Below are 13611 nucleotides of genomic sequence, written 5' to 3' on the forward strand. Positions count from 1 at the left end.
ACTAGTCGGCCGGGCGCAGGGCCCGGCGAGTTCAAGGCAGTGAGGGCACGCGCCCGGTGACCGTCATGTTCACGTTGTTGAGCGTGTTGGCGATCGTCGTGCTGACGCTCGGAACGGCACTGTTCGTGGCCGCCGAGTTCTCGTTGACCGCCCTGGAGCGCAGCACTGTCGACTCCAACGCCCGCACCGGCGACCGCCGGGACGGCCTCGTTCAGCGCGCCCACCGCACATTGTCGTTCCAGTTGTCCGGCGCGCAGCTCGGGATCTCGATCACCACCCTGGCCACCGGCTACCTCGCCGAACCGGTGCTGGCACGGTTGTTCGACCCGGTTCTGGAGTTCCTTCACGTGCCGGACCGCGCGGCGACGGGGATCGCGCTGGCGCTGGCCATCCTGATCGCCACCTCGCTGTCGATGGTGTTCGGCGAGCTGGTGCCCAAGAATCTGGCGGTGGCGCACGCGGTGCCGACCGCGCGGGCGACAGCCGGATTCCAGCTGGCGTTCTCCACCGTGATGACACCGGCGATCAGGGCCACCAACGGCACCGCCAACTGGATCCTGCGCCGCCTGGGCATCGAACCGGCCGAGGAGCTGCGTTCGGCGCGCTCTCCCGAGGAACTCGGTGCGCTGGTTCGCAGTTCGGCTCAGCACGGTTCACTCGACGAGGCCACCGCGGCGCTGGTCAATCGGTCGTTGCAGTTCGGCTCGCGGATCGCCGAAGAGTTCATGACACCGCGCACCGAGATCGAAGCGCTGGAGTCCGACGACACGGTCAGCGATCTGGTGACGGCCTCGTTCAACACCGGCTTCTCCCGCTTCCCCATCGTCAACGGCGACCTGGACGAGACCATCGGCATCGTGCACGTCAAGCAGGTGTTCAGCGTGCCCGCCGCCCAGCGGGCAACGACGAAATTGATGACGCTGGCGATCCCGGTGCTGACCGTGCCGTCGAGCCTTGACGGTGACGCCCTGATGGCTCAGCTGCGCACCCACGGATTGCAGACCGCGATGGTGGTCGACGAATACGGCGGCACCGCGGGCATGGTCACGGTGGAGGACCTGATCGAGGAGATCGTCGGTGACGTCCGCGACGAGCATGACGACTCCACGCCCGACTTCCAGAAGTCCGGTCTGGGCTGGCAGGTGTCGGGCCTGCTGCGCATCGACGAAGTGGCCGAGGCGACGGGGTTCCGGGCGCCCGAAGGCGAATACGAAACCATCGGCGGACTGGTGCTCGAGAAGCTGGGTCACATCCCCGAGACGGGTGAATCGGTGGAACTGACCGCCTTCGACCCCGACGGCCCGTTCGACGATCCGGTCCGCTGGCGCGCCACCGTCGCCGAGATGGACGGCCGCCGCATCGATCAGCTGGTGCTGACCGACCTGGGACGCCCCAGCGACAGCGGGGAGCACTGATGGGTGCCGACGTCCTGGGTGTACTGCTGACGATCGTGCTGCTGGGCGCCAACGCATTCTTCGTCGGTTCCGAGTTCGCATTGATCTCGGCCCGCCGCGACAAGCTGGAAACCCTTGCCGAACAAGGCAAGCGGAGCGCGGTCACGGTGCTGCGGGCCGGTGAGCAGCTGTCACTGATGCTGGCCGGCGCCCAGCTGGGCATCACGGTGTGCTCGATCCTGTTGGGTCGGGTCGGCGAGCCGGCGGTGGCCGGGTTGCTGGAGGACTCGTTCGATCTGGTCGGGGTGCCCGACGCGCTGCTGCACACGGTGTCATTCGTGGTGGCGCTGGCCGTCGTGGTGATCCTGCACGTCCTGCTCGGCGAGATGGTGCCCAAGAACATCGCGATCGCCGGTCCGGAGAAGACGGCGATGCTGTTGATGCCGGCCTATCTGCTGTACGTGCGATGCGTCCGGCCGTTCATCGGGTTCTACAACTGGGCGGCGAACAGCACGCTGAAGGTGTTCGGTGTCGAAGCCAAGGACGAACTCGACGTCACCGTCTCCACCGTCGAGCTGGCCGAGATGATCGCCGAGTCCCGCTCCGAGGGCTTGCTCGACCCCGAAGAACACATGCGACTGACGCGGGCGCTGCAGATCCGCAACCGTGTCGTCAACGATGTGGCCGTCCCGCTCAGCGAAATCCGCGCGATCCCGGTCGCCGGGCCCGGTCGCGGACCCACGGTCAGCGCGGTCGAGCAGGCGTTGCGCGAGACGGGCTACTCCCGCTTCCCGGTGGTGGGTGCCGACGACAGCCTGATCGGCTATCTGCACATCAAGGATGTGCTCAGCCAGATCGACGACCCCGATTCGGTGATCGACGTCTCGGTGGTGCGTCATCTGCCCCGGGTCGCCGCCGATATGGCGCTGCCCGATGCCCTCTCGCAGCTGCGCCGGGACAACAGTCACCTGGCGCTGGTGACGGGCACCGACGGGGCGGTGTGTGCGATGGTCGCGCTGGAAGATCTCGTCGAGGACCTGGTCGGCACGGTGCGCGACGGGATGCACCGTGACTGACGTGCTCACCGAGCACGAGTGGACGGCCAGGGCGGCGACCCACCGAACCCGGGTCGAGACCTTCACCGGCCCGCACGGCCGTCGGGCGCAGCGTGGTGAGGCGCACCCGGTGTGGGATTTCCTGTTCAGCTACTACAGCCTGCGCCCCCGCCAGCTGCGGGTCTGGCACCCCGGCTACGGCACCACACTCGCGGGATCCGCGGCCGCCGAGTACCTCGACCGCGCGGGCTACACGGCGAGTGCGGACGGCGTCACCGTCAGCGCGGACTACCTGCGTTCGCGGTTGGACACCGTCGGCTTCGTCGCCGACCTGCTGCGGGCCACCGAAGACCGCGCACCACAATTCGGCTGCTTCGGCATGCACGAGTGGGCGATGGTCTACCGCACCGACGCGGTTCGGCACGGCCGGCTGCCGCTGCGGCTGGGCGCGGCCGGCACCGATGCCGTGGTCGAGTCGATGCCGTTGCGCTGCACCCACTTCGACGCGTTCCGGTTCTTCACCGACGCGGCCGCGCCCCGCAACCGCGGCGTGCCGACCCGGGCCGACCAGCGCGACTGGGAACAGCCGGGGTGCCTGCACGCCAACATGGACCTCTACAAGTGGAGCTACAAGCTCGGCCCGCTGGTCGACTCGCAGCTGCTGGTGGACTGTTTGGAACTGGCCGCCGAGGCGCGCGAGCTGGACATGCGCGCCAGCCCCTACGATCTGACGAGCCTCGGATTCGAGCCGATCGCCGTCGAGGAACCCGCCGGACGAGCCGAATACGTGCGTCGCCAGACACTCATCAGCGAACGCGCGGCACCCTTGCGCGCGGCACTGTGGCGGACGTGCGAACGACTGCTGGCCTGTGACCGGCGCAACTGCGCCTACGACAGCTTGTCGGAGGGGTTCCTACCTGCGGGTAAGATGAATTGATTTGCCGTGAGGGAGGACAGATGACCGAACGAGTGTCCGTGGGCAATCTGCGTGTGGCGCAGGTGCTGTACGACTTCATCACCAACGAGGCGCTACCCGGCACCGGGATCGACCCCGACAGCTTCTGGTCCGGTGTGGACAAGGTCGTCGCCGACCTCACTCCCCAGAATCAGGACCTGCTCGCTCGCCGCGACGATCTGCAGGCCCAGATCGACAAGTGGCACCGGCAGCGGATCATCGGCGGTATCGACGCCGGTGAGTACCAGCAGTTCCTGCGCGATATCGGCTATCTGCAACCCGAGCCCGCGGACTTCACCATCACCACCTCCGGTGTCGATGACGAGATCACCACCACCGCGGGGCCGCAGCTGGTGGTTCCGATCCTCAACGCCCGCTTCGCGCTGAACGCGGCGAACGCCCGTTGGGGCTCGTTGTACGACGCGCTCTACGGCACCGACGTGATCAGCACCGACGGCGGCGCCGAACCGGGCAGCAGCTACAACAAGGTCCGCGGCGACAAGGTCATCGACTACGCCCGCAACTTCCTCGACCAAGCGGTGCCGCTGGCCGACGGCTCCTGGGCCGACGCCACCGGAATCAGCGTCACCGAGAGCGCACTCGAAATCGCCTTGGGCGACGGGACATCCACCGGCCTGGTCAGCCCGGAGAAGTTCCTCGGCTACACCGGCGAACTCGGCTCCCCGGCGTGGTCGGTGCTGCTGGTCAACAACGGCCTGCACATCGAGGTCCTGATCGACCCGGAGTCCCCCATCGGCAAGACCGATCGGGCCGGCATCAAGGATGTCGTGCTGGAGTCGGCGATCACCACGATCATGGACTTCGAAGACTCCGTGGCCGCCGTCGACGCCGACGACAAGGTGCTCGGCTACCGCAACTGGCTGGGCCTGAACCGCGGCGATCTGGCCGAAGAGGTCAGCAAGGGCGGCAAGACCTTCACCCGGGTGCTCAACGACGACCGCACCTACAAGACTCCCGACGAGGGTGAATTAACCCTGCCCGGCCGCAGCCTGCTGTTCGTCCGCAACGTTGGACACCTGATGACCAACGACGCGATCGTGGACGCCGACGGCAACGAGATCTACGAGGGCATCCAGGACGCGTTGTTCACCAGCCTGATCGCCAGCCACGGCCTGCGGGCCGAGGACGGCAGCCCGCGCCGGAACAGCCGGACGGGCTCCATTTACATCGTCAAGCCCAAGATGCACGGGCCTGACGAGGTCGCCTTCACCTGCGAACTGTTCAGCCGCGTCGAGGACGTGCTTGGCCTGCCGCAGAACACCATCAAGGTCGGCATCATGGACGAGGAACGCCGCACGTCGGCCAACCTCAAGGCCTGCGTCAAGGCCGCCGCCGACCGGGTGGCGTTCATCAACACTGGCTTCCTGGACCGCACCGGCGACGAGATCCACACCTCGATGGAAGCCGGCCCGATGATCCGCAAGGGCGCCATGAAGACCCAGCCGTGGATCTCGGCCTACGAGGACCAGAACGTCGACGTCGGCCTGGCCACCGGGTTCTCCGGCCGCGCCCAGATCGGCAAGGGCATGTGGGCCATGACCGACCTGATGGCCGACATGGTCGAGCAGAAGATCGGCCAGCCCAAGGCCGGTGCCACCACGGCGTGGGTGCCGTCCCCGACGGCGGCGACGCTGCACGCGATGCACTACCACCTCGTCGACGTCTACAAGGTGCACAAGGAGCTGGCCGGAGAGTCCCGCACCACCCTCGACGAGTTGCTGACGATCCCGCTGGCTCAGGAACTGGCCTGGTCGCCGGAAGAGATCCACGAAGAGGTCGACAACAACTGCCAGTCGATCCTGGGCTACGTGGTGCGCTGGATCGATGCCGGTGTCGGCTGCTCGAAGGTGCCCGACATCCATGACATCGCGCTGATGGAAGACCGTGCCACACTGCGTATCTCCAGCCAGCTGCTGGCGAACTGGTTGCGTCACGGCGTCATCACCTCCGACGATGTTCGGGAGAGCCTGCGCCGGATGGCCGCGGTGGTCGACGAGCAGAATGCTCACGACCCCGAATTCCGCCCGATGGCACCGGATCCCGATGGCAGCATCGCCTTCCAGGCAGCTCAGGAGCTGATCCTGGCCGGCGCCGCGCAGCCCAACGGCTACACCGAGCCGATCCTGCATCGGCGTCGCCGGGAGTACAAGGCCAGCGCCGGCGCCTGACCGCAAGCCCGCACCGCACGACCGTTCGACGAAAGAGGATCAAGCACCGCCATGGGCAGGCACAGCAGACCCGGTCCCGGGGAGTCCTTCGGCGAACAGGACGAGCCTGCTGACGTGCCGGACAGCCCGACGGCCCGATTCGCCCGGCCCGGTGACGATCTCGCCGACGGGGACACGGGCGACGATGCCGGTGATGCCGGCTACGAGCCGTCACCGCTGACCGACACCGCTCGCCGGCGGGCCGCCGTCTTCGAAGGTGGCCACCGCAGCGAGACCGGCCGTCGCGGCGTGAGCCTCAGCGTGATCGCCGCCCTCGTCACCGTGGTGGTGGTCGTCGGCGCGGTGATCCTCTGGCGGTTCTTCGGTGACGCGCTCTCGCACCGCTCGACCGATGCCGCTTCGAAATGCCTGGCCGGCGCCGTCAACGTCGGGGTGGTCGCGGATCCGTCGATCGCCGCCGACGTCAGCAAGTTCGCCGAAAGTTTCAACGCCGTCGTCACCCCGGTCGGCGATCGCTGCGTGAAGATGGTTGTGACGGCGGCCGATTCGGACCGCGTGGTCGACGGGTTTGTCTCCAGTTGGCCCGGTGATCTCGGCGAGCGGCCGGCTCTGTGGATACCTGCCAGTTCCAATGCCGAGGCACGACTGCAGGCCACCGCCGGTAAGGAGGTGGTCAGCGACGCCCGCTCGCTGGCCAGCTCGCCGGTGGTCCTCGCGGTGCGCCCGCAGCTCAAAGACGCGTTGGCTCAACAGAGTTGGGCGGCGTTGCCGGGCCTGCAGAACAACCCCACGGCACTGGACGCGCTGAACCTGCCCGGTTGGGGTTCGCTGCGGCTGGCGCTGCCGACCGCAGGCAACGCCGACGCCACCTATCTGACCGCCGAGGCCGTCGCCTCCGCGTCGGCTCCGGCGAACGCGCCGGCCACCGCGGGCCTTGGTGCCGTCAACGCGCTGGTCGCCGGTCAGCCCAAGCTGGCCGACAACACCGCCGACGCAGCATGGAAGGCGCTACTTGGCGCCGGTGACGCGGCCGGTGCGCCGGTGCATGCCGTGGCGACCACCGAGCAGCAGCTGTTCGGCCGGGCATCGGCACCCGACGCCAAGAACACCGTCGCGGAATGGCTGCCCTCGGGGCCGGTAGCGATCGCCGACTACCCCACCGTGCTGCTGTCCGGAACGTGGCTGTCCAGCGAGCAGGTCAGTGCCGCCAGCGAATTCGCCCGGTTCATGCGCAAACCCGAGCAGCTGACCGCCTTGGCGAAGGCCGGTTTCCGGGCCGAGGGCACCACCCCGCAGGGCAACGACGTCGTCACCTTCCCTCAGCTGGGTGCGCCGGTGTCCATTGGCGACGAGTCCGAGCGGGCCACCCTGGCCGCGGCGCTGTCCAGTCCGGCCACGGGGTCGGCCACCACGATCATGCTGAACCAGGCGATGAGCGCCGACGAGGGCGGAAAGTCACGGCTGGCCAATGTGGTGGCCGCGCTGAACAACCGCATCGGTGCGCTTCCGCCGAACGCCGCCCTAGGGCTGTGGACGTTCAACGGAGTCGAGGGCAAGTCGGTGGTGCCGATGGGACCGCTGACGGACCAGATCGACGGGCAGCCGCGCTCCGCAGCGTTGACCGGCATGTTGGCTGGTCTGTCGCCGTCCGGAAGCGGTGCGGTGTCGTTCACCACGCTGCGCCTGGCTTACGGCGAAGCACTGGCCAACTTCCGTGACGGACAGTCCAATTCGATGCTGGTGATCACCCAGGGTCCGCACAGCGACCAGACGCTGGACGGTCCCGGCCTGGTGCAGTTCGTCAAGTCGGTCGTCAATCCGGCCAAACCGGTGGCGATCAACATCATCGACTTCGGCGACGACTCCGACCGGGCGACCTGGGAGGCGGTTGCGCAGACCTCGGGCGGTGCGTATCAGAACGTCGCCACATCGGACTCGCCGGATTTGGCGAGCGCGGTCAGTCAGCTGCTGTCCTAACTGAGGCGCAGTAACTGCTGTGCGCCGGCGGTGAATTCGTCGGGTACCTCGATCTGCGGGTAGTGGCCGATGCCCGGCAGCTCGATCACCTCGGCGGCGGGCCGCAGCTCGCGCAGGCCGGCCAGCACGTTGGTGGTCGCGACGGGATCACCGGTGGCCCAGAGGAATCCCAACGGCTTGTCCCAGTCACGCACGGCGCCGTGCCAGCGTGGCGCGAAGCGCACCCGCTCGTTGAGGTAGGCGCACAGCAGGTTCAGGATCCGGTGGCCGTCGTCGCGGGCCAGCAGTGCCCACTGGGCCTGTGCCTCATCGTCGGACAGCGGGTGTGCGGCGCTGAACAGTCGGGCGAAGCCGCGCAGGAAGCCCCGTTTATTGGTCAGCCGCGCGAGGATCGGGCCCAACGGGCCGCGCAGGATCTTCTGGCTCGGCCGCAAGCTGGCTCGCTCGATGATCACGCTGCCATTGGTGAGCACAGCCCGCTGAATCTCGAAGGGCAGCACGCCGGAGACGTCACGGGCCAGCAGTTCGGTGGCCACCGAGGTGCCCATGTCATGGGCCAGCAGCACCACCGGGCCGGGTGCGACGTCGGCAACCACCTGCTGCACGATATCGGCCTGCTCGAGCAGGCTGTAGCGATGCGGGCGGGGTTTGTCGGACAAGCCGAAGCCCAGGAAGTCCAGGGTCAGCCAGGCGCGGTCACCGAGACGATCGACGACCCCGCGGAAGTCGTAGGAGCTGGATGGGAAGCCGTGCAGCAGAAGGACAGCCGGTCCCCGACCCGATTGGGATCGGACGAATACCGACCCTGCGCTGGTGGGCAGCATCCGTCCACCCTCTTGCCACTGGCGAACGCTGGCGGGCAGCACGAGGGTGACGCTATCAGCTGTCGGACGAATCCCGTTCGCCGTCAGGCTCTTCGACGTCGTTGCGCCGGCGTCTCCGTGACTGCACGAAAGCGATCACGCCACCGACGGCCAAACCGGCGATCCCCGCGTACAGCATCGATCTCGTGGAGTCCGATCCACCGGATTCCGCCGTGGCGGCGGCCACTGGGCTACCCAACAACCAGAAGGTCAGGGCCGTCAACGTCGTCACGACGACGCGCAGCGTGAGAGTCACCGGGCTCCTTCCATCAGGCCGCAGGCACGGCCGAGTCTACGTTTCGGCGTAACGAATGCCTTTTGTCTTGCGACAATGACCACATGTCAAAGAAATTTGCAGCGATTCTGCTGAGCGTGGCCGCAATGTCGGCAATCCCTGTGGTGATCGCTCCGGCGGCTCAAGCCGATGTATGCGGCGATATCGGTGGACGGCGCGTGAACGTCGGCGGATGCACCCCGGGTATCGCCGGCGACGCCGTCGACGCGGCGGTGGCCGGTGACTGGGTGCGCTACGGCTTCCCGGAAAGCTACGCGTACGCCCTGGTTCCCTCCTTCCCCGGAGAGGCGCCGTGTATCTCGCCGACCGGGCTGGAGTACTACACCCCTGGCGCGGAGCCCTGCTACGCCCCGTAGCTGAATCCCGCCGTGTTCTAGGCGTATGCCTCCACAGGCGGGCATGAGCACACCAGGTTGCGGTCGCCGTACGCGCCATCGATGCGGCGCACCGGCACCCACACCTTCGGGCGGAAGTGCTTACCCAGCGGGTAGGCCGCCTGCTCGCGGGTGTACGGGTGCGTCCACTCGTCGACCAGCAGGCACTCGGCGGTATGCGGCGCATTACGCAACGGGTTGTCCTCAGCCGGCCACTCCCCCGAACCGACCTTGTCGATCTCGGCGCGGATGGCGATCATCGCCTCGCAGAACGCGTCCACCTCGGTCAGGCTCTCGCTCTCGGTCGGCTCGACCATCAGCGTGCCCGCCACTGGGAAACTCATCGTCGGCGCGTGAAAACCGAAGTCCGCCAACCGCTTCGCCACATCGTCGACGGTGACGCCGGTGGCCTTGGTGATGCCCCGCAGATCGAGGATGCACTCGTGAGCCACCATGCCGCTCTCGCCGGTGTACAGCACCGGGTAGTACTCATCGAGGCGACGGGCGATGTAGTTGGCTGACGCGATCGCCGTCAGCGTGGCGTTGCGCAGCCCGTCGCCGCCCATCATCCGGATGTAGGCCCACGTGATCGGCAGGATCGACGCTGAACCATAGGGTGCCGCCGACACCGGGTGCCCCTTCGGCAGCTCCTCGGCCAGCGGGTGCCCCGGTAGGAACGCGGCGAGGTGCGAACGCACCGCCACCGGCCCGACGCCAGGACCACCGCCACCGTGCGGAATGCAGAACGTCTTGTGCAGGTTCAGATGGCTGACGTCGCCGCCGAACTTGCCCGGCCGGGCCAGCCCCACCAGAGCGTTGAGGTTGGCGCCGTCGATGTAGACCTGCCCACCGGCGTCGTGCACCGCCGCGCAGACGTCGGCGATGTCGTGTTCGTACACCCCGTGCGTCGACGGGTAGGTGATCATCAACGCGGCCAGCTTGTCGGCATGCTCGGTCACCTTGGCGCGCAGGTCATCCAGGTCGACGTCGCCGTTCTCCCGGCAGGCCACCACGACTACCCGCATCCCGACCATCGCCGCCGACGCGGCGTTGGTGCCGTGCGCGCTCGACGGGATCAGGCAGACATCGCGGGCGGTGTCGCCGCGGCCCACGTGGTAGTCGCGGATGGCCAGCAGGCCCGCATACTCACCCTGCGATCCCGCGTTGGGCTGCAACGAGATTGCGTCATATCCGGTCAGGCCGGTCAGCCAGGTCTCCAGGTCGGCGATCAGCTTGCGCAGTCCAGGAGTGTCGCCGGCCGGCGCGAACGGGTGCTGGCGGCCGAACTCGGGCCAGGTGACCGACTCCATCTCGGCGGCAGCGTTGAGCTTCATCGTGCAGGAGCCCAGCGGAATCATGCTGCGATCCAGTGCGATGTCCTTGTCGGCCAGCGTGCGCAGGTAGCGCATCATCTCGGTCTCGGTGCGGTACCGGTGGAACGCCGGATGGGTGAGGAATTCGCTTGTCCGCGAATCGATCTCAGGGCCGGTGTACTTCCCGGCGGCGGATGCGCCAAAGGATTCGAGGACCAGTGCGACGTGTGCGGCGGTGGTGGCCTCGTCACAGGTGACCGACACGTGGTCGGCGTCCACCCGCCAGATGTTGATGCCGCGGCCCTTGGCCTCGGCCTGCACCGCGGCGGCCCGGTTCGGGACATGCACCAGCACGGTGTCGAAGAAGCTGTCGTGCACCACGTCGACGCCGGCCGCACCCAGGCCGGCGGCCAGCGACCGGGCATGGCCGTGCACGCGTCGGGCGATCCCGGTCAGTCCTTCCGGACCGTGATAGCTCGCGTACATCGCCGCCATCACCGCCAGCAGCACCTGCGCCGTGCAGATGTTGGACGTCGCCTTATCCCGGCGGATGTGCTGCTCGCGGGTCTGCAGCGACAGCCGGTACGCGGGTGCGCCATCAGCGTCCACCGACACCCCGACCAACCGGCCGGGCAGCTGGCGGGCGTGCTTGGAGTGCACCGCAAGGAAACCGGCGTGCGGACCGCCGAATCCCATTGGCACACCGAATCGTTGGGCACTGCCGAACGCCACGTCGGCGCCGAACTCGCCGGGCGGGGCGATCAGTGTCAGCGCCAGCAGGTCGGTGCCCAGCGCCACCAGCGCGCCGCGCTCGTGGGCCGACTCGACCAGCTTCGACCAGTCGGTCACCCGGCCGCTGGCACCGGGCAGCTGCGCGATGACACCGAAGAATTCACCGTCGGGCAGCCCGTTGCGCAGATCGGTGGTGACGATCTCGATGCCCAGCGGCTCCGCGCGGGTCGCCAGGATCGCCGCGGTCTGGGCGAACAGGTCTTCGTCCACCGCCAGCCGGTTGGCCGGTCCCCGCGTCGCGCGGTGCATCAGGGTCATCGCTTCGGCGGCGGCGGTGGCCTCGTCGAGCATCGAGGCGTTCGCGAGATCCAGCCCGGTGAGGTCGGCGATCATGGTCTGGAAATTCAGCAGCGCCTCGAGCCGGCCCTGGCTGATCTCCGGCTGATACGGCGTATAGGCGGTGTACCAGGCCGGGTTCTCCATGATGTTGCGCAGCAACACCGGCGGAGTCAGCGTGTCGTAGTAGCCCTGCCCGATCATCGAAACGCCGATCGTGTTGGTGTCGGCCAATGCCCGCAGCTCGGCCAACGCCTCATGCTCGCTGGCCGCGGCGGGCAGGTGATCGAGACCGGGTGCCAAGCCATCGGCGAGTGCGTCGAGGATGCCGGCCGGCAATGCCTTGGCCGCCAGCTCGTCGAGTGAGGCGACCCCGATGACCTCAAGCATGGTCGCTAACGCATCGGAATCCGGTCCGATATGACGATCGGCGAACGTGGGCTGGGTGTGATCGGACACTGTGTGATCGGACACTAGGGGGCTCCTGACTCGGGCGGACGCAGCCGTCAGCGGCGTCCTCTCCCTCTGTCGTCCACCCAAAACCGGGCGCCTGAGAGATTCGGCTTTAGGGCCTTTCCCCATGGGCGGGCAACCGAGGTCACCGCTTTCCAGAGGCATCGTGGCCAGGCGCGGTCCTGGGGCCTGAGAGGTTGACGGAGAGGTGTTGCTCCTTCGGCGTTCGTGACTGGCAGCCACGAAGCTCTCCCGCGCGCGGGCGATACGCCGCCGATTCTAGCCGATCTTGCGGTCGCGGCTCTTCCGCCGCGAGGCCAGCTCATCCTCCGGCGAGGCGATCGATTCGCCGCCGTCGGCACGCTCGCCCGGGAAGTCCGCGATCGCGCCGGAGAGCTCGCGCATCGCGCCGCTGACCGCGATACCGAATACGCCCTGCCCACCCTGCAAAAGATCGACGACCTCTTCGGCCGAGGTGCACTCGTAGACCGTTGTGCCGTCAGAGAACAGCGTGATGTTGGCCAGGTCCGAAACACCGCGCTGACGCAGATGGTCGACGGCAACCCGGATGTTGTGCAACGAGATGCCGGTGTCGAGCAGACGCTTGACGATCTTGAGGACCAGGATGTCCTTGAAGGAATACAGCCGCTGGCTGCCGGAGCCGGCTGCGCCGCGAATGGACGGCACCACCAACGAGGTGCGGGCCCAGTAGTCCAACTGGCGGTAGGTGATTCCGGCGATCTGGCAGGCGCTGGGCCCGCGATAGCCGACGAGTTCGTCGGGCACCGAATTATCGGGGAACAGACCGGGCTGGACCGCCTCACCGACCGGTGTGCCGGCGGCTGAATCCGCCTCGAAAGAACCAGACGTCGCGCCGGCAAGGTCTAACTGTCCCTGACGTGGCTGCTCGCCCACGATGCTTCCTCTCGCCGTTCGAACTATGGCCCGTTAACCGCTTCACCAACCGCGTAAGCCCTGCGTCCGAGTTCATCAGCATACGCTTGTCGACGGGCAGTCGTGCTCGTCGTCGTGATGAAAGTATGGCTGCCCTTGGGCGTGCTCCGCGGCATCCGTCGCGCGTGTCGAACCGGTCCCGCCCAAGTGAGACGCATCCGTGATCTTGGTCTTCACCAGCCACGGGTGGGCATACCCGGTCAGGTCGCCTTGAAATCGTCGGGAGAGACGCTGTCGAGAAACTCCTTGAATTTCTCGACTTCGTCCTCGCGGACGGCGCCGGTGGACTCGTCGTCGCCCTCGTCGGGAATCAGCAGCCCGGCCTCGGCCAGCACCGCCTCCTCCACATAGATGGGCACACCCATCCGCAGTGCGATCGCCACCGAGTCCGACGGCCGAGCCGACACCTTGATGTCGCGGTCGAAGATCAGGTCGGCGTAGAACGTGCCTTCCTGCAAATCCACGATGCGCACCTCTTTGAGCGAATGCCCAAGTGCGCCAATGAGATCTCGGATCAGGTCATGGGTGAGCGGCCGCGCCGGCTCGACACCCTGCTGTTCCAGGGCGATCGCGGTGGCTTCGGACTGGCCGATCCAGATGGGCAGGTAACGGTCGCCGTTGGATTCCCGCAGCAGCAAAACCGGCTGGTTCTGGGGCTGCTCAACACGGATGCCGACGACACGAACCTCACCCATTTATGTCTGACCTCCGCGCTCCCGTT

At 67.4% G+C, this 13611-nt stretch carries 10 protein-coding genes, 1 pseudogene and 1 riboswitch; of the genes and pseudogenes, 6 read left to right on the forward strand and 5 right to left on the reverse strand.

The window, feature by feature from the left end; translation table 11 throughout:
- Positions 1-65 precede the first annotated feature (65 nt).
- The 5 genes and pseudogenes from SLQ31_RS16140 (at position 66) to SLQ31_RS16160 (ending at position 7570) form a co-directional block, all read left to right on the forward strand.
- Positions 66-1415, forward strand: coding sequence for a hemolysin family protein (locus SLQ31_RS16140; RefSeq protein WP_413642312.1), 1350 nt, complete (start codon positions 66-68; stop codon positions 1413-1415).
- On the forward strand, positions 1415-2470 hold the full coding sequence (locus SLQ31_RS16145; RefSeq protein ID WP_319434322.1) for a hemolysin family protein: 1056 nt from the start codon (positions 1415-1417) through the stop codon (positions 2468-2470). The genes SLQ31_RS16140 and SLQ31_RS16145 overlap by 1 nt, the downstream gene beginning before the upstream one ends.
- Positions 2463-3386 (forward strand): 3-methyladenine DNA glycosylase, encoded by a 924-nt coding sequence (locus tag SLQ31_RS16150; RefSeq protein ID WP_319434323.1) that lies wholly within the window; start codon positions 2463-2465, stop codon positions 3384-3386. Before SLQ31_RS16145 ends, SLQ31_RS16150 begins: the two co-directional genes overlap by 8 nt.
- 20 nt (positions 3387-3406) lie before the next feature.
- Positions 3407-5621 (forward strand): annotated as a pseudogene (locus tag SLQ31_RS16155) (malate synthase G); the annotation flags it as partial.
- Positions 5622-5644: 23 nt separating this feature from the next.
- Positions 5645-7570, forward strand: coding sequence for a substrate-binding domain-containing protein (locus SLQ31_RS16160; RefSeq protein ID WP_319434325.1), 1926 nt, complete (start codon positions 5645-5647; stop codon positions 7568-7570).
- Here the strand turns inward: SLQ31_RS16160 and SLQ31_RS16165 are convergent.
- Positions 7567-8436, reverse strand: coding sequence for an alpha/beta hydrolase (locus SLQ31_RS16165; RefSeq protein WP_319434327.1), 870 nt, complete (start codon positions 8434-8436; stop codon positions 7567-7569). The two genes, SLQ31_RS16160 and SLQ31_RS16165, sit on opposite strands and share 4 nt — an antisense overlap.
- 13 nt (positions 8437-8449) lie before the next feature.
- Entirely contained in the window at positions 8450-8689 is a 240-nt protein-coding gene (locus SLQ31_RS16170; RefSeq protein ID WP_319434329.1) for a hypothetical protein, read from the reverse strand.
- An 83-nt stretch (positions 8690-8772) separates the two neighbouring features.
- Here SLQ31_RS16170 and SLQ31_RS16175 point away from each other — a divergent pair, with 83 nt between their 5' ends.
- Entirely contained in the window at positions 8773-9084 is a 312-nt protein-coding gene (locus SLQ31_RS16175) for a hypothetical protein (RefSeq protein WP_319434331.1), read from the forward strand.
- Between the two features lie 17 nt (positions 9085-9101).
- On the opposite strand, the gene gcvP is transcribed toward SLQ31_RS16175, so the two are convergent.
- From gcvP to SLQ31_RS16190, 3 genes are all read right to left on the reverse strand, one after another.
- The gene (gcvP, locus tag SLQ31_RS16180) at positions 9102-11942 is read right to left on the reverse strand and encodes an aminomethyl-transferring glycine dehydrogenase (RefSeq protein WP_319434689.1); all 2841 of its coding nucleotides are present in this window, start codon (positions 11940-11942) and stop codon (positions 9102-9104) included.
- Between the two features lie 161 nt (positions 11943-12103).
- Positions 12104-12201: riboswitch (glycine riboswitch) on the reverse strand.
- A 14-nt stretch (positions 12202-12215) separates the two neighbouring features.
- A complete protein-coding gene (locus tag SLQ31_RS16185) occupies positions 12216-12851 on the reverse strand; it encodes a MerR family transcriptional regulator (protein ID WP_319434333.1) in 636 nt (211 codons plus the stop codon).
- A 239-nt stretch (positions 12852-13090) separates the two neighbouring features.
- Positions 13091-13585 (reverse strand): bifunctional nuclease family protein, encoded by a 495-nt coding sequence (locus SLQ31_RS16190; RefSeq protein ID WP_319434334.1) that lies wholly within the window; start codon positions 13583-13585, stop codon positions 13091-13093.
- Between the last annotated feature and the right edge of the window lie 26 nt (positions 13586-13611).

Origin of the sequence: Mycobacterium sp. RTGN5 (assembly GCF_033804465.1) — a bacterium.
GTDB lineage: Bacteria > Actinomycetota > Actinomycetes > Mycobacteriales > Mycobacteriaceae > Mycobacterium.